This is a genomic window from Burkholderia sp. AU44665 (assembly GCF_030504405.1).
In the GTDB taxonomy this organism is placed as follows: Bacteria; Pseudomonadota; Gammaproteobacteria; order Burkholderiales; family Burkholderiaceae; genus Burkholderia; species Burkholderia semiarida.
Genome location: NZ_JAUJRI010000003.1, coordinates 12,230 through 32,469, shown reverse-complemented (window position 1 = coordinate 32,469; position 20,240 = coordinate 12,230). Strand labels below are relative to the sequence as shown.

At 69.4% G+C, this 20,240-nt stretch carries 15 protein-coding genes; 4 read left to right on the top strand and 11 right to left on the bottom strand.

The genetic code is table 11. The features are described from left to right. The first annotated feature begins 83 nt into the window (after positions 1-83). Positions 84-521 (top strand): cation:dicarboxylase symporter family transporter, encoded by a 438-nt coding sequence (locus QZM15_RS33970; protein WP_367033696.1) that lies wholly within the window; start codon positions 84-86, stop codon positions 519-521. Further along, complete coding sequence (locus tag QZM15_RS08660; RefSeq protein WP_302106200.1) at positions 494-1,495, top strand: beta-xylosidase; 1,002 nt, start codon at positions 494-496, stop codon at positions 1,493-1,495. The genes QZM15_RS33970 and QZM15_RS08660 overlap by 28 nt, the downstream gene beginning before the upstream one ends. Here QZM15_RS08660 and QZM15_RS08655 read toward each other — a convergent pair. The 9 genes from QZM15_RS08655 to QZM15_RS08615 form a co-directional block, all read right to left on the bottom strand. After that, positions 1,478-2,560 (bottom strand): hypothetical protein, encoded by a 1,083-nt coding sequence (locus tag QZM15_RS08655; RefSeq protein ID WP_302106199.1) that lies wholly within the window; start codon positions 2,558-2,560, stop codon positions 1,478-1,480. The genes QZM15_RS08660 and QZM15_RS08655 overlap by 18 nt on opposite strands. After that, entirely contained in the window at positions 2,550-3,833 is a 1,284-nt protein-coding gene (locus tag QZM15_RS08650) for a polysaccharide biosynthesis protein (protein ID WP_302106198.1), read from the bottom strand. Before QZM15_RS08650 ends, QZM15_RS08655 begins: the two co-directional genes overlap by 11 nt. Beyond that, a complete protein-coding gene (locus tag QZM15_RS08645; protein WP_302106197.1) occupies positions 3,830-4,993 on the bottom strand; it encodes a polysaccharide pyruvyl transferase family protein in 1,164 nt (387 codons plus the stop codon). Before QZM15_RS08645 ends, QZM15_RS08650 begins: the two co-directional genes overlap by 4 nt. Next, the gene (locus QZM15_RS08640) at positions 4,990-6,207 is read right to left on the bottom strand and encodes a glycosyltransferase (RefSeq protein ID WP_302106196.1); all 1,218 of its coding nucleotides are present in this window, start codon (positions 6,205-6,207) and stop codon (positions 4,990-4,992) included. Before QZM15_RS08640 ends, QZM15_RS08645 begins: the two co-directional genes overlap by 4 nt. After that, positions 6,204-8,486, bottom strand: coding sequence for a polysaccharide biosynthesis tyrosine autokinase (locus tag QZM15_RS08635; protein WP_302106195.1), 2,283 nt, complete (start codon positions 8,484-8,486; stop codon positions 6,204-6,206). The genes QZM15_RS08640 and QZM15_RS08635 overlap by 4 nt, the downstream gene beginning before the upstream one ends. After that, entirely contained in the window at positions 8,483-8,989 is a 507-nt protein-coding gene (locus tag QZM15_RS08630; RefSeq protein WP_060968055.1) for a low molecular weight protein-tyrosine-phosphatase, read from the bottom strand. The genes QZM15_RS08635 and QZM15_RS08630 overlap by 4 nt, the downstream gene beginning before the upstream one ends. Further along, entirely contained in the window at positions 8,986-10,239 is a 1,254-nt protein-coding gene (locus QZM15_RS08625) for a polysaccharide biosynthesis/export family protein (protein WP_302106194.1), read from the bottom strand. The genes QZM15_RS08630 and QZM15_RS08625 overlap by 4 nt, the downstream gene beginning before the upstream one ends. Positions 10,240-10,367: 128 nt before the next feature. After that, on the bottom strand, positions 10,368-11,756 hold the full coding sequence (locus tag QZM15_RS08620) for an undecaprenyl-phosphate glucose phosphotransferase (RefSeq protein WP_302106193.1): 1,389 nt from the start codon (positions 11,754-11,756) through the stop codon (positions 10,368-10,370). Between the two features lie 485 nt (positions 11,757-12,241). Continuing rightward, complete coding sequence (locus QZM15_RS08615; RefSeq protein ID WP_302106192.1) at positions 12,242-13,897, bottom strand: APC family permease; 1,656 nt, start codon at positions 13,895-13,897, stop codon at positions 12,242-12,244. 288 nt (positions 13,898-14,185) lie between these two features. Between QZM15_RS08615 and QZM15_RS08610 the strand changes: the two genes are divergently transcribed. Beyond that, positions 14,186-15,715, top strand: coding sequence for a catalase (locus QZM15_RS08610; RefSeq protein ID WP_302106191.1), 1,530 nt, complete (start codon positions 14,186-14,188; stop codon positions 15,713-15,715). 83 nt (positions 15,716-15,798) lie between these two features. On the opposite strand, the gene katG is transcribed toward QZM15_RS08610, so the two are convergent. Both katG and QZM15_RS08600 read right to left on the bottom strand, forming a co-directional pair. Then, on the bottom strand, positions 15,799-17,985 hold the full coding sequence (gene katG / locus QZM15_RS08605) for a catalase/peroxidase HPI (protein ID WP_302106190.1): 2,187 nt from the start codon (positions 17,983-17,985) through the stop codon (positions 15,799-15,801). A gap of 35 nt (positions 17,986-18,020) precedes the next feature. Then, positions 18,021-18,800, bottom strand: a complete 780-nt coding sequence (locus QZM15_RS08600) for a carbonic anhydrase (RefSeq protein ID WP_302106189.1) — start codon at positions 18,798-18,800, stop codon at positions 18,021-18,023. A gap of 519 nt (positions 18,801-19,319) precedes the next feature. On the opposite strand from QZM15_RS08600, the gene QZM15_RS08595 reads away from it, so the two are divergent. Next, a complete protein-coding gene (locus QZM15_RS08595) occupies positions 19,320-20,156 on the top strand; it encodes a peptidyl-prolyl cis-trans isomerase (protein ID WP_226226246.1) in 837 nt (278 codons plus the stop codon). The last annotated feature ends 84 nt before the right edge of the window (positions 20,157-20,240 follow it).

Here is a 20,240-nt window from a genome sequence, read left to right as displayed (position 1 = left end):
CGGCCCCTTTTTTCACCGGCACGACGAGTGTGCAGGCGCGAGTGTCCCATGGCGGCCGGTGGGCGCGGCCGCAAGCCGGTTTCATGTCGGCTGCCGTTCGGAAAATCACGCTGCCAGATGCGAGCACCGGGCATTCGCGCGTGCGCGTTCGACGCGTATGGCCGCCGCCGTGCGGCCGTTTCTTCGCGAGAAGGACGCTTGATCAACGACACCACCCGTACCGAGCCGACGCCGCCGCGCCGCAGCCGCTCGGCGGCCTCTTCATTCCGTTGATCCGGATCTGCGTGATTCCGGTCGCGTTCGCGTCGCTCGCGTGCGCGATCATGTCGCTGTCCGATCTCGCCGCGAGGCGGCGGATCGCCTGGAAGCCGATCGCGATCCATGCGGCGCCGACGGCCTTCGCCGCCGGGCTCGCGACGGCCGCCGCGACGCGCCTTTTTTCCGCTTCCGCGTGTTCGTGCATCGGCACGTCGCGCTTCATCGCAGGACATCCATGCATGCCGTCTTTCGCTATCCGCTGATCGCCGCGCTCGCGCTGGCGGCCGGATGCGCGTGCGCCGGCGCGCGCGTGCGTTGGCCGGCGCCGTCGCACGATGGTGCGCCGCTCGTGGGCGTGCAGGTCAAGTTGCCGTCGTTCACCGCGGATGACGCCCGGCGCATCCGCGTCATCGGCTTCGATTTCGTGCGGATCGGCGTCTGGACCGACCGGCTGGATCGGCCCGCATATCGCCGTGCAGTCGATGCCGCGATCGCGGCGGCGCACGACGCGCAATTGCCGGTGCTGCTGACCATCCGCACGCTCGAACCGCTCGCGCCGCGCGATGCGCCGGCCGAACGGCGCATGGTCGCGCTCGCCGACGCGGGGGCGACGCTGGCGGACACGGTGACGCGGCTTGCCGATCGATACCGCGCGCAACTGCTGGCCATCGAGCTGTGGAACGAGCCCGATCTCGACAAATACTGGCCCACCGGCGAGGTCGATTCGACGTTCGCGCCGTTCATGCGGGCCGTCTGCGTGCGTTTGCGCGAGCGCCGCCCACATGTGCCGGTGATCGGCTTCGCATTCTCGCGCGCGCCGTTCGCCGGCTCGGTGCCGGATCGGCTGCTGAAGCCGCTCGTGCCGTCGCTGGCCGGATGCGTCGACGCGATTTCGTACCACGCGTACGGCATGGCGCCGGCGCGGATTCGCGCGGCCGCGCGCGACGTGCAGGCGCGCTATGGGCTGCCGGTTGCGATCACCGAGGACGGCGCGACGTCGGTCGGCCCCGCCGGCGACGCGCGCCAGGCGAAACGCCTGACGACTGTGCTCGCCGCATCGAATGAATCGATGACGCCGCTGATCTCGATCTACGAATGGGCCGACACGCCGAACGGGCCGGATGCCGCGCAGCGGAACTACGGCCTCGTCCGCGCGGACGGGACACCCAAGCCGGCGCTCGACGCGGTGGCGCGGGCGCTGCGCGATCGCCGGGGCGCGCTACGCGGGCCCGACTGACGCGGCCGGCGGCGCGGCCGGGGGCGCCGCGCGAGCCGTGCGCAACGGCCACAGCACGGCGGCGAACAGCGCGACGCTCGACAGATGCCGTGTGTAGCTGCCGAGATCGGGTTCGAACAGCATCGACACCGCGACGTGCGCGAGTATCAGGCACGCGAGCGTGTCGCCGCCGCGCAGCGAGGCGGCGCGCGTGTCGGCCGGCGATGCGACGCGCGGCCACGCGGATGCGAGCACGAGCGCGATGAAGCCCTGCATCGCGATGCCTTTCACGTCGAACGAGAACAGGATCGGCAGGTTGAGCCGCGCGACCGAGTACGCGTAGTTGCCGACGAAATGCAGGAACGAATCGGGCGGATACGGATTGTAGAAGCTCGTGCGCGCGCCGAACGGCGATTCGTACACGAGGTAGTCGACCGCCACGTCGCGCGGGTGCTGAAGCAGCGTGTAGACCGAATCGGGCAGCGCGACGAATGCCGCGCCGGCCAGCAGCAGCGCGACGACCTTCAGCGGCAACGGCGCGCGGCGGAACGCCCATGCGCTGCCCGCGCACAGCACGATCAGCGCGAAATAGCTGCGGATGAGCGCCGCGTAGCCGGCATACAGCACGACGGCGATGGCCAGCGTGCGCACCGTGCCGAGCCGGCGCGCGGCGAGCGCGACCAGCACCGCGATCAGCACGACGAGCGTGTCCTTGCTGGCGACGAACAGGTTGAAGAACAGGCAGGGCGCGATCAGCACGAGGTTGGCGAACAGCGAGCCGGCGCGACGCGTTTGCCGCAGCGCGAGCCAGATGAACAGCACGCCGAGCGCGGCGACGAACACGCTGGTGCCCGCGCCGCCGAGCGTGCGATAGAAGCGACCGACCGCATCGAACGACGTGCCGTCGTAGGTCGCGCCGCCGCTGATCTGCGTATCGATCTTGTCGGCATCGCGGAAGATGAACTCGGGCAGCAGCGCCCGTGCGTTCGCATAGACCGCGAGATAGAGCAGCGCGACGCACGCGGCGATCGCATCGACGAGCCGGCGGCTCAGCAGCGGCCCGCTTGCCATCAGCTTACGAAGCATCGGCGGCTCCCGGTAACGCGCCGGCCGTGCGGGCACGGCGCGACGCGACGATGCACGCGAGCGCGGCCGTCATCGCGACGCTCGCGGCGAGATGGGCGTACGCCGCGCCGAGCGCGCCGAGGCCGCGAACCAGCGCGATCGACACCGGCAGGCAGGCGAGCGTCAGCGCCGCCATCGCGAGCGCGACCGGCCGGCCCGCGCGCAGCGCGACGGCCGCCGCCCACAGCACGTCGGCGAGCGCGCGCAGCACGAACGACGTCGACAGGATCGCGAGGCCGGCCGTCTGCAGTGTCCCGGCGCGCTGGTGCGCGAGCTGGAAAACCGGCCTGTGCAGCGCGGCGATCGCGACGGCGGCGGCGGCCGTCAACGCGAACGATGCGCCGATCGAGCGGGCGAGTTCGCGTCGGAACGCGGCGCGCGCCGCGCCGAGCGCGCTCACGAAGCGCGGCGCGGCGACCACGACGACGGTCGCCGCCGCGACGGTCTGGATCGCATTCGCGATCGACCAGACGAACACGTACCGGCCCAGTTCGGCGGCCGGCAACGCGCCGGCCGCGACGAAGCGCTCCAGATATTGCAGGACCGACATCAGCAGCAATGCGACGAAGAACGGCAGTCCGTCGCGCCACACGGCCGCCAGGCTGCCCGCGGGCGGGCGGGCCGCGGTGCGCGACGCGGGCTGGGCGCGCGCGATGCGCGAGATGACCGCCCAGCCGATGGCGACCACCGCGACATCGGCCGTCAGCCACAGCACGAACAGCGCGTCGACCGACCCGATCGCACCGGCCGCGAGCGCCGCGATCGCGACGCCGGCCCACGCGCCGGTCCGCACGAACAGCAGCCACGACGCGACGCGGGCGCGATGCAGCGAAAACAGATAGGTATTGATTTCGAGCGCCGCGTGTTCGGCGCATGCGATGAATGCAACGAGCACGAGCGGCAGGTCGGGCAGCGCCGCGACGTGCAGCACGCGAGCCGCCCAGCCGGGCACCGCGAGCGGTGCGCAGAGCGCCGCATATACGACGCCGTAGCGCGCGAACACGCGCGTCGCGGTGCGGATCGCGTCCGCCGGCGCATCGCCTGAAAGCCGCCGGTTCAGCTCGGTGCTGAAGCCGAGCCCGAGCACTTTCGACGCGACGACCGACACGGCGACGGCGAAGCCGTAGGCGGCGACGGCATCGAAGCCGAGCGTGCGCGCGACCGCGAGCGTCAACGCGAACTTCATCGCGAGCGCGGCGATGCGCAGCGCGAGCCGGGAGCCGAGCGCCGTCATCGCGCGGCCGGCCGGGACACGGCGTCGCGCAGCGACGCGACGAGGGCGTCGCGCGCCGACTGCAGGCGCGTCAGTCCGCCGTGCGTCGCGTCGCGAAAGCGCGCGAGCGCGCCGGGGGCGAGCAGCGTTCGCGCGACGGCCGCCGCGTCGAAATCCGCCGCGTTCGCGACCCAGTCGGCCACGCCGAGATCGGCGTATGCGCCGAAACCCTTGCGCTCGTAGCTCAGGTGGTACGCCGGCACGCCGTGCAGGATCGATTCGAGCGCGCCGTGCAGGCGCACCGATACGACGGCGTCGGGGGTGTCGTGCGCGAGGACATGCTTGAGTGAACTCGGCGCGTCGATGCCGAGCGTGCGGTAGTACGCGCTGTCGTCGTTGCCGCGGCCGGTGCTCTGAACCGCGAACGTCAGCCGGCACGCGGGACGCAGCAGCGCGATCAGCGCGACGGTCGACGCGTGATAGCGCGCGCGCTGCGCGTCGTTCCACGCGGGCGGCTTGCGCAGCACGATCGCGATGTGCGCGGGCCGTGTGTCCGCGGCCGGGCGACGCGCGGCGACGCCGGCGTGGCGGCGCGCGAACTCGAGTACCGCCAGGTCCGGCGCGCGGCGCGTGTTCGCGTTGCCGGCGAGGAAGGCGACCGACCGGTCGTCGCGTACGAACACGTCGTCGAACGATCCGAGCATCGTCCGCAGATGCGCGGCGAGCCACGGCCGGTTCGCCGCAGGCCCGATGCTTTGCGGCAGGTAGACGGTCGGCTTGCGCGCGGCGCGCGCGAGGCGCATCTGCAGCAGGTGGCCGGCTTCGAGCTTCAGCGCCTCGATCGCGGTGCGCGCGCGCAGGTAGCCGCCGCCCACGCCGACGATCAGGTCGACGCCGTCCAGCAGGTGGCCGAGCGCGCCGAGCGAAGGATTGAGCGCGACCGGCAGCGGCGCCGCGCTTGCCTGCGCGACGCGGGCCGCGCCGCGCGCCGCGAGCACCGGAGCCGGACGGACGTCGGGCAGATGCGCAAACGATGCCGGATCGGCGGCGACCACGGTGACCCGCACGTGCGGGCCGAACGCGTCGCGCAGCAGGCCGATCGACAGGTCGACGAGCAGGCCGTCGCCGGAATTGCGCGTGCTGTATGCGTGCAGCAGCGCGACATGAACGGGGGCGCTCATCGGGGGGCCTCCTCGAGGCGTTCGCGGTAGACGGCGAGCGTGCGCTCGACCATCGTGTCCGCCGAGTAATGACGGGCGGCGAGCGCGCACTGCTCGCGCATGCTCGCGAGCCGTGCCGGAGAGCCGGCGAGATGCGCGAGGGCGGCGGCGAATTCGCGCGGGTCGTCGTCGTTGGCGACGCTCAGGCCGACCTGGTGGCCGTCGACGAGTTCGGCCGCGCCCGCGACGCGGGTCGCGACGATCGGCACCTGCGCGGCGACGGCCTCGATGCATACGTACGGGAACCCTTCGTAGCGGCTCGGCAGCGCGAACACGTCGAACGCGGAGAAGTAGCGCCGCGCGTTGTCGATACGCCCCGCGACGCGCAGGTTCAGCGGCAGGTCGTCCGCTTCGGCCCCCGCGGCGCGGTTGAAGTCGCCGGAGCCGATCGCGACGATGTGCAGCCGGCCGTCGTCGCGCGCGGCGAGCGTGCGCGCGATGCGCACCAGCCGGTCGACGCCCTTCTGCGCATCGAAGCGGCCGACGAAGCCGATGACGAACGCGTCGTCCGGCACGCCGAGCGCGGCGCGCGCGGCTTCGCGCGGCAGCAGCGCGGGCGGCGTCACGCCGTTCGGGATCGTGCGGATCCGGTCGCGCGCGATGCCGAGGGCGTGCAGGTGGTCGGCTTCGTCGCCGGAGACGGCGATCACCGCGTCGGAGCGGCGATTGCCGAGCCAGCGCTCGATGCCGCCGTAGACGCGGCGCTTCACGGCCGACAGCGTCGGGTTCAGCGTATACACGGCGTGCGGCGTGTAGATCTGTTTCCACGGCCCGCCGCACAGGCGCGCGAGCGCGCCGGCTTTGGAACTGTGGCTGTGGACCACGTCCGGCCGAATCTCATGCAGCAGCCGGGCGAGCGCGCGTGCGGCGCCGACGTCGTGCAGGCCGACCGAACGGCGGAACGGCAGCCGATGAAACGACGCGCAACGCAGGGGCGTGTCGGCCAGGATGGCTTCGTCGAAACGCGCGCCGCGCGGCGCGATCAGATGGATCTCGACGTTCGCGCGCGCGTGGAGGCCGGCGATCAGGTCGACGAGATGCACGGCGACGCCGCCGCCGGCCGCCTCGACCACCATCGCGATGCGCAATGGCGGCCCGGCGCGCTCGGGTGCGCGCGTGGGCGCATGGGCGGCCGCGTGTCGGGAGGGGGGCGTGGCCAGATCGGCGACCGTCATGCGGCTCTCCCGGTCAGGCGGCGCAGCGCCGCGCGCCAGCCGCGCGCGGACGCGTCCTCGGGTTCGTTCGCATAGCGGTATTCGGTGTAGCGGTAGCCGCCGTATTTCGTGCCGTACGCGCAGCGCCCGCCGCGCGCGTCGATGCCGTTCAGCACGACACGGGGCGCCACGCCGCCGTGGCCCGCGACACGCTTCGCGGCTTCGGCGAGTTCGCCGGCCTTGGTCTGGCCGGCGCGCGCGACCAGCAGGATCGCGCTGGCGTGCTTGCCGAGCCAGCTGGCGTCGGCGGCGGCAAGCACCGGCGGCGCGTCGATCACGACCATGTCGTACTGTGCGCGCCATTGCCCGATCAGCGCGCCGACGCTCGCGCGCTGCAGCAGCGCGGCCGGCGCGTGCGGCAACGCGCCCGTCGCGATGAAGTCCAGATTCGGTTCGACCGCGCGATGCACGATGCCGTCGTGCGCCGCGTGTGCCGCGAGCGCATCGGCAAGGCCGTTGTCGCGCGCGACACCGAAATACTGATGCAGGCGCCCCTTGCGCAGATCGCCGTCGATCAGCAGCACCCGCTTGCCGTCGGCCGCCTGCACCGCTGCGAAATTCGCCGCGACGAACGACTTGCCGGCGCCCGGCGCCGGCCCCGTGATCAGCACGACCGGGCGCGCGTCCTGTGCAAGCGAGAAATGCAGCGCGGTCTGCAGGCTGCGCAGGCTTTCGATCGCCGGCTCGTACGGCTCGGCGAGCGCGAGCAGGTGCGGGCCCGCGTCCTGACGCTTGATCGCGCGCATCATCGCGCGCTGGCCGGCGGCGGACGGCACGACCGCCAGCACCGGCAGCCCGGCGTGGCGCTCGATCTCGTCGACGCTGCGCAGGCCGCCATAGAGGAAGTCGCGGGCGAACGCGATCAGCATCCCGAGCGCGAGCCCGACGAGCGCGCCCACGCCGATCGCGACCGGACGGTTCGGCCGCACGGGATCGTCCGGCGCGACGGCCGTATCGACGACGCGCACGTTGCCGGTCTTGCCGGCCTTGACCAGTTCGAGCTGCTGGATGTTGTTCAGCAGCGCCGTGTAGAGATCGGTGCCGACCTTCACGTCGAGTTGCGCGCGCACTTCGTCGCGCTGCCGCTGCGGCAGCCGCGCGAGATCCGTGTCGAGCGCGGCCTGCCGATGCCGCAGCGTCGCGAGCTGTGCGTCGAGCGCGGCCATGTCGGGATGCGACGGCAGGAACCGCCGCGACAGCTCGTCGCGTTTTTGCTGCAGCTCGAGCACGCGGGTCTGCAGGTCCGCGCCCTGCTGCAGCGCGAGCTTGCCTTCCTCGGCGAGGTCGATCGAATGCCCGCTGCTGCGCAGCGTCGCATAGCGTTGCTCGGCCTCCTCGAGCTGCCGCTTGACGGTCGGCAACTGGTCACGGAGGAACGCCAGCGAGTGCGCGGCCTCCGCGGAGCGGCGCTCGACGTTCTGTTCGACGTAGCGTTGCGCGAGCGCGTTGAGCGTGGCGCCCAGCGCGGCCGGATCGTCGCCGCGCAGCGTCGCGACGAGCACGCCCGACTGCTTGACCTTTTCCTGCACGTCGAGCGCGGTGCGCAGCGCGTCGATCGTGTCGGCGCGGCCGTTGCGGATCAGGCGAAAGCGCGTGCCGGGCAGTGCGTCGAAGCCGGCGACCTCGATCGACAGCGGGCCGTAGCGCGTGGCAAAGGTTTCCGCGCGGCCGATATGGCCGATCGCGTCGTCGGGCAGATCCCGGCCGGACAGCCGGTAGCGCCGCGCATCGATGCGCGTGAGGCTGAACGTGTCGCCTTGCGCGCGCCTCGGCACGTCGAAGCGCGTGACGTTCGCGCGTTCCTGGCCCCATGCATAGCCGCCGATGCCGAGCAGGCCCGGCTGCACGACGCCGTCGTTCAGGCGCGACACGAAATCGCCGATCAGCGGAAAGCGCTTCGGTTTCGCGACGATGTAGCTGCGCAGATCGTCCACGGCGCGCGTCACCACGAGCCGGGACGACAGAATCTGCGCTTCGGCCGAGGCCGGCGCGTTGACGTTGAAGAACGACGCGGCGTCGCCGAGCAGGTTCTTCGCCGCGCTGTCGCCGCCGTCGTCGGTCTGGATCATCAGGTCGGCCTGATAGGTCGGCGGCGCGAGGAAGGCGTACAGCGCGCCGACGCCGAGCCCGGCGGCGGTCAGGGCGGCGATGGTCCAACGTGCGCCGCCGAGCACGTCGAGCGCGTGAACGAGATCGAACTCGCTTTCGGCAGCGGGTTCGCGGGAAGGCGATGCGGTCATGATGAGGTCGACGGGGAAAGGGCGGCCGGCCGGTCGGGCCAGCGCGCGAGGATGAGCGGGCGCCAGCCGTCGACGGCGGCGGCGATCAGCGATGCGCAGCGCACGAAGTCGGCGCGCGTGCCGCGATAGGGATCGGGAACGTCGAAGCCGGCGCGCGTGCCGCCGGGCGCGATCGCGTGCTCGCCGAGGCGAAACACGCGGCCGCGCGTGAACAGGTGGCGCGCTTCGACATCGCGCTGCTGCGCGCGGTCCATCACGAGGATCAGGTCCGCGTACCGGCACAGGTCGGCCGTGACGGGGCCGGCCACGTGCGCGTCGAGATCGAGACCGAGCTCGCGCGCGACGGCGCGGGCGAGCGGATCGGCCGGATGGCCGGTGCGCGGCGCGAGGCCGGCGGAGCGGACCGTCGCGTGCGGCAGCCGTGCCGCCAGCAGCGCGGCGGCGATCGGGCTGCGGCACAGATTGCCTTCGCACACGACGAGCAGGGACGGGCGCGCGCTCATTTGGTTGCCAGCGCGGCGGCGGCGCCCGTGTTGACGCTCGGCAACAGCAGCGCGAGCACGCGGCTGAAGCGCACGAGGCCGTTGCCGTCGACGTAGACGGTGTCGTTCGGTTCCAGCTCGAACTCGTTCGCGAGCACCATCGCGACCGGCGAGCGCGCATCGAGATGGAATACGGTCGGCGTGCCGCGCGCGTCGCCGCGGATCACGAACATCTGCGCGGCATCCGCCGTGTTCGAGTTGATGCTGCCGGCCTGCAGCAGCGCGTCGCCGAGCGTGAGGCGGCCGTTGCGCTTCGGGAGCGCGCGCAGCGGGCGGTTGACTTCGCCCATCACGTATACGCCGTTGTCGTCGCGCGCGGCGATCTTCAGCAGATCGCCGCCGCGCAGCACGATGTCGGCCGGATTGCGGTGCTCGCGAATCATCTTCGCGACGTCGATGCGCACCGGCACACCGTCGCGAACGAGCGTCACGTCGCTCTGGTCGGCCGCCGGCGTGAAGCCGCCGGCGCGGGCGAGCGCGTCGGCGAGCGTCATCGGCACGTCGTTGACCGCCTGCGCGCCCGGCGCATGCACTTCGCCGTCGATATAGACCTGCTGCGAACGGTACGACGCGACGCGCAGCGTCACCTGCGGGTCGCGATAGACGCGCGCGAGCGCCTGCGTGACGCGCGCCTGGGCGTCGGCGGCGCTCAGGCCCGCCACTTTCAGCTTGCCGGCATACGGAAACGTCAGATTGCCGCGATCGTCGACGACGAACCCGGCAACCGGATCGGCCGCGCGCGGCGGCGTCTGCGGCGAGCCGGGCTGGGCGGCGGCCAGCTCCGGGTGGTCCCAGACGGTGATCTGCAGCACGTCGCCGGGGCCGATCCGATAGCGCGAAGCGGCGGGGGCGTCGAGCGCCGACAGCGCGGCCGTCGCGGCCGCCTTCTCGGCGCGCTGGCGCTGGATCAGCTGCGGGTCGATCTGCACGATCGGCACGGGCAGGCGCGCAGGCGACGCGTCCGCGCGTGCGGGTGCGCCGTCGTCGGCCGGATGCGCGGGTGCGTCCGCGCGCGCGATGCCCGGCGCCGCATCGGGCGCGCGCGTCGCGCGCAGTTCCTGGACGAACGGGTGATCGCCCATTCGCATGCCGGGCGCGAGCGCGCACGCGGACAGCGCGAGGCCGGCCAGCGCTGCAAGCGAGGCCGTGCGTATCGCGTGTACCGCACGCCGGCGTACGCCGGCCGCGGTCGAAACGTTCGAGGTCTTCATCTGATCATTCCTTGATGGCGGCGCCGGGGTGCGGCGGCCGCGCGCGCCCGGCCCGGGGTAGCCGGGCGCGAGCGGGGTTCGGGTGAGTGCGCGCCGCGTTCGCCGGTCACGTGAACGCAGCCGGCCGCTCAGTAGGCGTTGGGATGCACGATCCCTTTCAGCACGGTCGCGCCGATGATGCGCAGGTCGAGCGCGAACGACCAGTTGCGCAGGTAGTACAGGTCATGCTCGATGCGCGACTGCATGCTTTCGACGCGTTCGGTCGCGCCGCGCAGCCCGTTGACCTGCGCCCATCCGGTGATGCCGGGCTTGATCCGGTAGCGATGGATGTAGCCGTCGACGATCGTGCGGTACTGCGCGTCGTGCTCGACCGCGTGCGGGCGCGGGCCGACCACCGACATGTCGCCGAGCAGCACGTTGATGAACTGCGGCAGCTCGTCGAGGCTCGTGCGTCGCAACAGCGCGCCGACGGCCGTGACGCGCGGATCGTTGCGCATCGCCTGCACGACCGTGCCATCCCGCTCGACGTGCAGCTTCATCGTGCGGAACTTGTAGATGTCGAAGGTTTCGCCGTCGGCGCCGCGCCGCTTCTGCGTAAAGAACACGGGCCCCGGCGACGACAGCTTCACCGCGACGCCGATGACGAGCAGCAGCGGCATCAGCGCGATCAGCGCGACCGCGGCAAAGGTCCGGTCGAACGCCGCCTTCAGCATTCGCGCGCGCGGCGTCAGCGGCGACACGGCGAGCGAGATGGCCGGCTGGCCGAGCACTTCGTCGGCCTGACTGCCGAACGGCGCGAGCTGGCTCACGTCGGGCAGCAGCCGCAGATCGACGAAGTCGTGACGGAATTCCTCGATCACGTCGACGATCGCGCGCTCTTCGCTCAGCGGCAACGCGATCCAGATCTCGCTCGCGCGAAGCTGCCGCGCGTGTCTCGCAAACGTCGCAAGGTCGCGGTGCACCGGAAGCTCGCCGACGCTCGCCCCGGCGTCCGGCGAAACCCGGTAGATCGCGACGAACCGGTACGGCGAAGCCATGCGCTCCACCGCGGACGTCAGTTGCGCGATGCGCTCGTCGGTCCCCGCGAGCGCGATCGCGCGATAACGCTTGGGCGCGCGCACGCGGCGGCACCGCCATACGAACAGCGCGATGCGAAACGCGATCAGCGACACCGCGACGCCCAGCGTCCAGCGAACGAACCACGCGAACGACGCGACATTGACCGCGGCCATCGCGATCATCATGACGAACACGCTGCCCTGGGCGATCAGCCATAGCGCGAGCGCGCGAAGCAGATAACGCGCGATGCGCACGCCGTTGTCGCTCAGGTCGCGGTCGATCAGGCCCAGCAGGAAGGTCGCGCACAGCACGCTCGTCGCGACGAGTACGGTTTCCGTTCGCAGCGCCGCGAGCGACATGGTCGTTTCGTCCAGCATCACGACCGCGATCGTGACGATCATCGCGATGTCGGCGACGAGCACGGCGAGCGCGCGGTTTCTGAGCAGTTTTTTCAGCATTTCACGTCGCCTCACGACATGCCGGCTTTGCCCATGCGGCCCGCATGGAGATACCCGTGTGGAGGCGCCTCGGGTGGTTCACGTCAAGTTATTCGAGATCGGACGAATGATTCGTGGTGCGAATCGGATTCGTTCGACTCATTCTATTGACGAGGAATGCGCGGGACCATCAGGCAACGGGAAGATCGGCAGCGTTTGCCGGTCGGACTGGTCCTGTTCTGTGCGGCGAGTTCGCCATGTCGTGCCGTCGCGATGAAACAGCATCGTGCGGAGATCGGTATCGTCCGCGCGTGTGGACCCGGGGGCGGGCGCTCGATGCTCGCATCTGGCAGCGTTTTGGAGCATGCAGCACGATCAGCATGTGAATCGTGACGTGGCCGCGCCCACCGGCCACCATCGAACGCCCGCTCCCGGGTCTTGTCCCGGCGAAGGCCGGCCCGGCAGGCCGCGCGTATCGCCGCCGGCCGGAAGCCGGCAGCGAATGCTCAACGGCCCCACGCGAAGTAATGGGAACCGGCGACCGCCAGCACCGCGCCGATCAGCGCCGCGTAAGGCGCGAGATTCAGCCACATGCTGCGCGTCGGCACCTCGAGCTCCATGTCGCGCTGCATCTGCGCGGGGAAGCGGCCGCGGTCCTGCCAGTAATGGCGATACAGGAACACCGGCACGATCAGCAACATCGCGATCAGCCCGTTGCGCAGCGTGCCTTCGCCTTGCAGATCGGCGCCCGCGCCCGCATAAACGAGGTTCGCGTAGCCGCAGATCGAGCCCGCGACGAGCAGCCACGTCGGGCAGCGGAACGGCCGATCCCAGTTGCCGCGATCCATCCGGTGGATCCAGCCCGACTGAAGATTCAGGAATACGAACAGCATGTAGCACACGTTCGAGATCGACAGCACCGTCATGTAGTCCGACATCATCAGCAACACGAGGTTGAAGCCGAGGTCGGTCCACATCGCGCGCGTGGGCGAACCGTGCTCGTTCACGTGCGACAGGTACTTCGGCAGCCAGCCGTCGACCGATGCCTGGTACAGCGTGCGCGACGAACCCATCATCGACGTCATCACGATCAGCAGGATCGACAGCATCAGCATCACGACGACCGCATTCGCGACCCACGCGCCGCCGCCGACGATCTTTGCCATCGCGGCCGCCACGCCGGTACCGTCGCGAATCGACGGATCGAGCATCGCCTGCGTGCCGAGCGCGCCCTGGAACGCCATCGGCACGAGCGTCATCACGACGAGACACAGCGCGCCCGACCAGAAGATCGCCTTCGCGGTATCGCGCCGCGGATCGCGGAATTCACGCGTGTAGCAGACGGCCGTCTCGAAACCGTACGACGCCCAGCCGGCCATGAACATCGCGCCGAGCGCCATCGTCACGCCCTGCCCGTTCCACGCGCCGAAGGTCGCGGCCGTGAGGTTGCCCTGCGCGTCGTGACCGAGCGGCAGCAGCGGGAGCAGGTTCGACATCGGCACGTCGCCGGTGACGAACGGCACGATGCCGACGATCAAGAGCGGCGTGAGCGACGCGATGCCGAGAATGCGCTGCGTACGCGCGGCCTTCGACGCACCGCTGTGCTGAAGCTTGAACGTGATGAGAAGCAGAATCGTCGCGATGATGAACGTCGCGTTGATTCGCAAAGACAGACCGGGCTTGATGAACCCGAGATCCGCAACCTTGAGCTGCCAGTGCAGCACCGCCGCATTGGCGGGAAAGAGACTTGTGAGCGCGTAGCTCGCCGCGAGGCCGCAGCCGAGCGCGAGCATCGGCGACCACGCGAGCCAGTTGCACCATACGGATACCGGCGCAATCAGCTTGCTGTAACGAACCCAGCCGATCGCGCCGTACACCGACGCACCGCCCGATTTATGCGGAAACAGGCTGGAAATCTCCGCGTAGGTCGCGCTTTGAATCAGCCCCATCGTGATCGCGGCGATCCACACGGCCCACGCCGGGTGGCCGATCGTCGCGGACACGCCGCCGATCGTGAACAGCACGCCGGCGGGCACGCCGCTCGTGACCCAGAACGCGTCCTTCCAGCTGAGGCCGCGTTGCAGCGTGTGGCCGCCGGCATCGTGCGGCGTATCGGCCGCGACGTCGGCGGCATGGCGGATGGGCGATCCTGCATCGTTCATGGTGCTTGCTCCTGAGTGGTCGAGTTCCCGGCCGGCGGGACCGGCAAGCGGATCGGGCAGGGTGCAGGCATTGTCGAATGCGCGGCTGCGTGAAATGAATCGGCCCAGTCTGAAAATCGGCCGGTGCTCGGACCGGTCCGAGCCGGCGCATATTTTTTCACTCGCCGATCGTGCCGCCGCGAACCACGACGATAGCGATCGCCAATCGAGCCGATATGAATAAGTCAATTCACGGCCGGCTTACATGCGAATTACAGTGAGGCCCCATTTCAAACATGGAGTCGACAGATGTACAACACGCAAGCCGCATGGCGTACCGCTTTGCTGGTATGCGCGACCGTCCTGACCTTCGACGCGAGCGCATCGACACTGACACGCGACAACGGCGCGCCGGTCGGTGACAACCAGAACTCGCAGACGGCCGGCCCCGGCGGCCCCGTGGTGCTGCAGGACGTCAACCTGATCCAGAAACTGCAGCGTTTCGACCGTGAGCGCATTCCGGAGCGCGTCGTGCACGCGCGCGGCACCGGCGCATACGGACACTTCATCGCGACCCGCGACATTTCCGACTACACGCAGGCGAAGGTGTTCGCGCCGGGCACCGACACGCCGGTGTTCGTCCGGTTCTCGAGCGTGATCCACGGCGGCACGTCGCCGGAGACGCTGCGCGACCCGCGCGGCTTCGCGACGAAGTTCTATACGTCGGAAGGCAACTGGGATCTGGTGGGCAACAACCTGCCGGTGTTCTTCATCCGCGACGCGATCAAGTTCCCGGACATGGTCCATTCGCTGAAGCCGGCGCCGGACACGAACATCCAGGATCCGAACCGCTTCTTCGATTTCTTCTCGCATCAACCCGAAGCGACGCACATGCTCACGCGCCTTTATTCGGACTACGGCACGCCGAGAAGCTATCGCGAGATGGACGGCAACAGCGTGCACGCGTACAAGTTCGTCAACGCGCGCGGCGACGTGCACTACGTGAAATTCCACTGGAAGAGCTTGCAGGGCGAACACAATCTCGACGCGAAGGAAGCCGAGCGCATTCAGGGCAAGGACTTCAATCACATGACGCGTGATTTGCAGGCGGCCATCGCCGCCGGCAACTTCCCGAAATGGGATCTGTATATCCAGGTGCTGAAGCCCGAGCAGCTCGCGCGCTTCGAGTTCGATCCGCTCGACGCCACGAAGATCTGGCCCGACGTTGCGGAGATCAAGATCGGCACGATGACGCTCGACCGCAATCCGGCGAACATCTTCCAGGAAACGGAGCAGGCCGCGATGGCGCCGTCGAATCTGGTGCCGGGCATCGAGCCGTCGGAAGACCGGCTGCTGCAAGGCCGCCTGTTCGCGTATGCGGATACGCAGTTGCATCGGGTAGGCGTGAACGGGCTGCAAATGCCGGTGAATCGCCCGCGCGCCGATGTGGCGAACCACAACCAGGACGGCGCGATGAACGGCGGTATGACCAAGGGCACCGTGAACTACGAGCCGAGCGCGGCGAAGGATCTGTCGGCGGATGCGCGGTACAAGTACAGCCGGCTGCCGCTGACCGGCACGACGCAGCAGGCGCCGATCGCGCGGACGCGGAACTTCGCGCAGGCCGGTGCGTTCTATCGATCGCTGCCGGAGAACGCGCGCAAGGATCTGATCGCGAATCTCGCGGGCGATCTCGGGCAGGTGAAGGACGAGAACGTCAAGTACACGATGCTGTCGTATTTCCAGAAGGCCGATCCGGAGTACGGCCGCAGGATCGCGCTGGCGGTCAATGCGGATCCGCAGCGCGTCGAGGCGCTGGCTGCGCGGCTGGCGGACTGACGCAAGGTTGAACCCATGACGAAAACGGCCAGTCGCGAGACTGGCCGTTTTCGTTTGCTACGCGAGCGGCGTGAAGCCGTCGGTCACGCGAGATCGAAGCGGTCGAGGTTCATCACCTTGTTCCAGGCGGCGACGAAGTCGCGCACGAACTTCTCCTTCGCATCCGTGCTGCCGTACACCTCGGCCAGCGCGCGCAACTGCGAGTGCGAGCCGAAGATCAGGTCAACGCGCGTGCCCGTCCACTTGACCGCGCCCGTCGCACGGTCGCGCCCCTCGAACACGTCGTTCGCGCCCGACACCGGCTTCCACTCCGTACCCATGTCGAGCAGGTTCGCGAAGAAATCGTTCGTCAGCGTGCCCGGACGATCGGTGAACACGCCGTGCTTCGAGTCGCCGACGTTCGCGCCGAGCACGCGCAGGCCGCCGACCAGCACGGTCATCTCCGGCGCCGTCAACGTCAGCAGCTGCGCCTTGTCGACCAGCAGCGCCTCGGCCGGCGTCTTGTACGCGTGCTTCAGGTAGTTGCGGAACCCGTCCGCCACCGGCTCGAGCACGGCCATCGCGTCGACGTCGGTTTCTTCCTGCGACGCATCCATCCGGCCCGGCGCGAACGGCACCGTGATCGCGACACCCGCGTTCTTCGCCGCCTGCTCGACGCCGGCCGCGCCGGCCAGCACGATCAGGTCGGCCAGCGACACCTTCTTGCCGCCCGTCTGCGCATCGTTGAACGCCTTCTGCACGCCTTCGAGCGTTTCGAGCACCGCCGCGAGCGCCGCCGGCTGGTTCACTTCCCAGTCCTTCTGCGGCGCGAGACGAATGCGCGCGCCGTTCGCGCCGCCGCGCTTGTCCGAGCCGCGGAACGTCGCCGCCGACGCCCATGCGGTCGACACGAGCTGCGACACCGACAGGCCGGTGGCCAGCACCTTCGTCTTCAGCGCGGCGACATCGGCGGCGTCGATCAGCGGGTGATCGACGGCCGGGATCGGGTCCTGCCACAGCAGGTGTTCCGCCGGCACGTCCGGGCCGAGATAGCGCGAGCGCGGGCCCATGTCGCGGTGCGTGAGCTTGAACCATGCGCGTGCGAACGCGTCGGCGAACTCGGCCGGGTTCTCGTAGAAGCGGCGCGAGATCTTTTCGTAGGCCGGGTCGAAACGCAGCGACAGGTCGGTCGTCAGCATCGTCGGGCGATGCTTCTTCGACGCGTCGTACGCATCGGGAATCACTTCGTCCGCATCCTTCGCGACCCACTGGTGCGCGCCGGCCGGGCTCTTCGTGAGCTCCCATTCGTAGCTGAACAGGTGCTTGAAGAAATCGTTGCTCCACTGCGTCGGCGTCGACGTCCACGTGACTTCGAGGCCGCTCGTGATCGTGTCCTTGCCCTTGCCCGTGCCGAACGTGCTCTTCCAGCCGAGCCCCTGCTCTTCGAGGCCCGCGGCTTCCGGCTCGGGGCCGACGTTCGACGCCGGGCCGGCGCCGTGCGTCTTGCCGAACGTGTGGCCGCCCGCGATCAGCGCGACCGTTTCCTCGTCGTTCATCGCCATGCGCGCGAACGTCTCGCGGATGTCGTGCGCGGCGGCGACCGGGTCGGGGTTGCCGTCCGGGCCCTCCGGGTTCACGTAGATGAGGCCCATCTGCACCGCGGCGAGCGGGCTTTCGAGCTCGCGCTTGCCGGTGTAGCGGCTGTTGGGGCCGCCGCTCAGTTCCAGCCAGATCTTTTCGGAGCCCCAGTAGACGTCGTCCGGCTCCCACGTGTCGACGCGGCCGCCGGCATAGCCGAAGGTCTTGAAGCCCATCGATTCGAGCGCGACGTTGCCGGTCAGGATCAGCAGGTCGGCCCACGAGATGTTGCGGCCGTACTTCTGCTTGATCGGCCACAGCAGGCGGCGAGCCTTGTCGAGGCTGACGTTGTCCGGCCAGCTGTTGAGCGGCGCGAAGCGCTGCTGCCCGCCGCCGGCGCCGCCGCGGCCGTCGGCCGTGCGGTAGGTGCCGGCGCTATGCCACGCCATGCGCACGAACAGGCCGCCGTAGTGGCCGAAGTCGGCCGGCCACCAGTCCTGCGAGGTCGTCATCAGCGCGTGCAGGTCCTGCTTCACCGCGGCGAGATCCAGCTTCTTGAACGCTTCTGCGTAGTCGAAATCCGGGTCCATCGGATCGGACAGCGCCGAATGCCGGTGCAGTACGTTCAGGTTCAGCTGATTCGGCCACCAGTCCTTGTTCGTCGTGCCGCTGCCTGCGGTGTGGTTGAACGGGCACTTCGATGGGTTCGACATGGACATTCTCCTTGGATGAGCGATGTTGCGTGGGTTCAGTGCCGCTGGTACTTCAGCAGCGGGCGTCCGTTCAGCGGCTGCGTGGCGCGCGCGTTGTGCGAGTAGTGCCGCGTGAACGCGTCGATGTCGGCCGCGGACAGCTCCATCGTGTCCTGCAGCACATACCATTCGACGTTCTCGGTGAGCGGGGGCGTCGTCAGCGAGCCGAGGTAGTGGTAATAGCTGTCGAGATCGTCCGGCATAAGCGCCGCCACGTCGAACGACGCCAGCGGCGACGTGACGCCGCGCCGCGCCGCGCGCACGATCGACGCGAACTGCGCGTTCTCGTTGCCGTCGCGATACAGCACCGCGACGACGGCAAGCCGGCCGTCCTGCGCGCGGAACACGAAATGGCCTTCGAGCGGATAGCGCCGGCCGTCGATCGTGTGCTCGGCCGGCGCGTGGAAGTGCGCCTGAAGCAGCCGGAAGTGACGGCCGCGGATGATCACGTCGCTTTGCTTCGGCACGACCTGCACGGTGTGGCCGTTGTCCACGACGGTCGCGCCGCCCGTGGCGACGTGCACGACGATCGCGTCGTTCACGCCGGGCATGCGTTCGGCCTGCACGACGGTGCCCGACCGGATGTCGATCGGCGATTGCGAATCGCCCGACTCGATCTGCCAGGCCTGCTGATGCGCGTAATCGAAGTCGCGCGGGTCCTGCGTCGGTGCGGCGGCGGCCGCGGTCGCGCCGCTCGCGATTGCCGCGGCGAACAGCGGCAGCGCCGCGCGCCGGACTGCCGTGACGACCTGCGTCAGGTTGATTCGATGATTCAAACGGGATCCTCGATACGGGAAGATGAAATGAAATCGCTCGCGGCCGGCGCGAGATGCATGCGCGACCGAAAGCCGGGATCAATTCATTATTCGTGTCGGCCCGATGCGTTCCAATCAGACTCGTCTGATTCAAGCGCCATTCATGCGGCACGTCGCGATTCGTGTGGATCGTGCGGATCAAGCGTGCGACGCAAACGTGCGCCGATGTAGGACCAGGCCGATTGTGTCGTCGTCTGCGTCTGCCCACAATGTGCCGGTCGAACGGTTGCATGGTGATCCGTTCGATACCTCGTATCCGAAGCTCGTCTTCGTTCCGAACGCCGCCCGAGGTGGGGCGGCGTCCTTTTTCCGTGTTCGACGCACGGCAACGAACATGGCGCGCCGCGGGCAGACAGGGAATACGCGCGACGTCGTCGACGATTTCGATACACCCTCGAGCGCGCGACGCCGTCGGCGCCATCGCGTTTCATCGTTCATACGCGCAGCCTTCGTGCGCGGTCAATTATCAAGGACTCCATCATGAAGACTCGTATTCAAGCCATTCCCGCCGTGATCGCACTCGTCTGCGCCACCGGCATGACGGGCGCGGTCGCCGCCGAAGCCGGCGCGGCGCCGCTGCCGAAAGGCATCGTCGCGGTCGTGAACAACGCGCCGATCGTACAGAGCGACGTGGACACCATCGTGAAGGCGTCGGGCCAGCCCGATACGCCGGCGTTGCGCGATGCGGTGAAGCGCGACCTGATCGTCCGGCAACTGATCGAGCAGGCGGCCGACAAGGCGAACTACGGCAGCCGGCCCGAAGTCCAGGGCATCGTGTCGCGCGCGCGTGCGAGCGCGGCGGCCGATCTGTATCTGCGCGATGCGTTGGGCGCGCAGCGCGTGACCGATGCGCAGGTGAAGGCGCGCTACGACTACATCGTCGCGAATGCCGCGCAGTTCGAATACCGCGCGCAAGTGGTGGCCGTGGCCGATGCCGCGAAGGCGAATGCGGTGGCAGCCGAGCTGAAGCAGGGCGCGACCTTCGACGCGGTCGCGAAGAAGTACAACACGACCGCGAACGCTGGCGTGGCCGAGTGGAGCGAACTGAAGACGCCGCTTGCCGAAGGCCACACGGCCGGGCTGCCGATGCCGCTCGCGCAGGCCATGACGTCGCTGAAGCCGGGCGCGGTGTCGGGCCCGGTGCAGATCGGCAATGCGTATGCGTTCGTGAAGCTCGCCGACAAGCGCCCGGTGGTCGTGCCGAGCTTCGACAAGGCCAAGCCGGTGCTGCGACAGCAACTGGAGCAGCAGGCGCGACAAAACGCGATGGCCGCGCTGGTCGACAAGCTGGCCGCGCAGGCGACGATCGAGCAGTAACAGGCGCCGAAGAAAACGAGGCTCGGCGGGCTGTGAGCCCGCCGAGCCTTTTTTGTTCCGTGCGTCGTTTCGCCGGCAATCGGC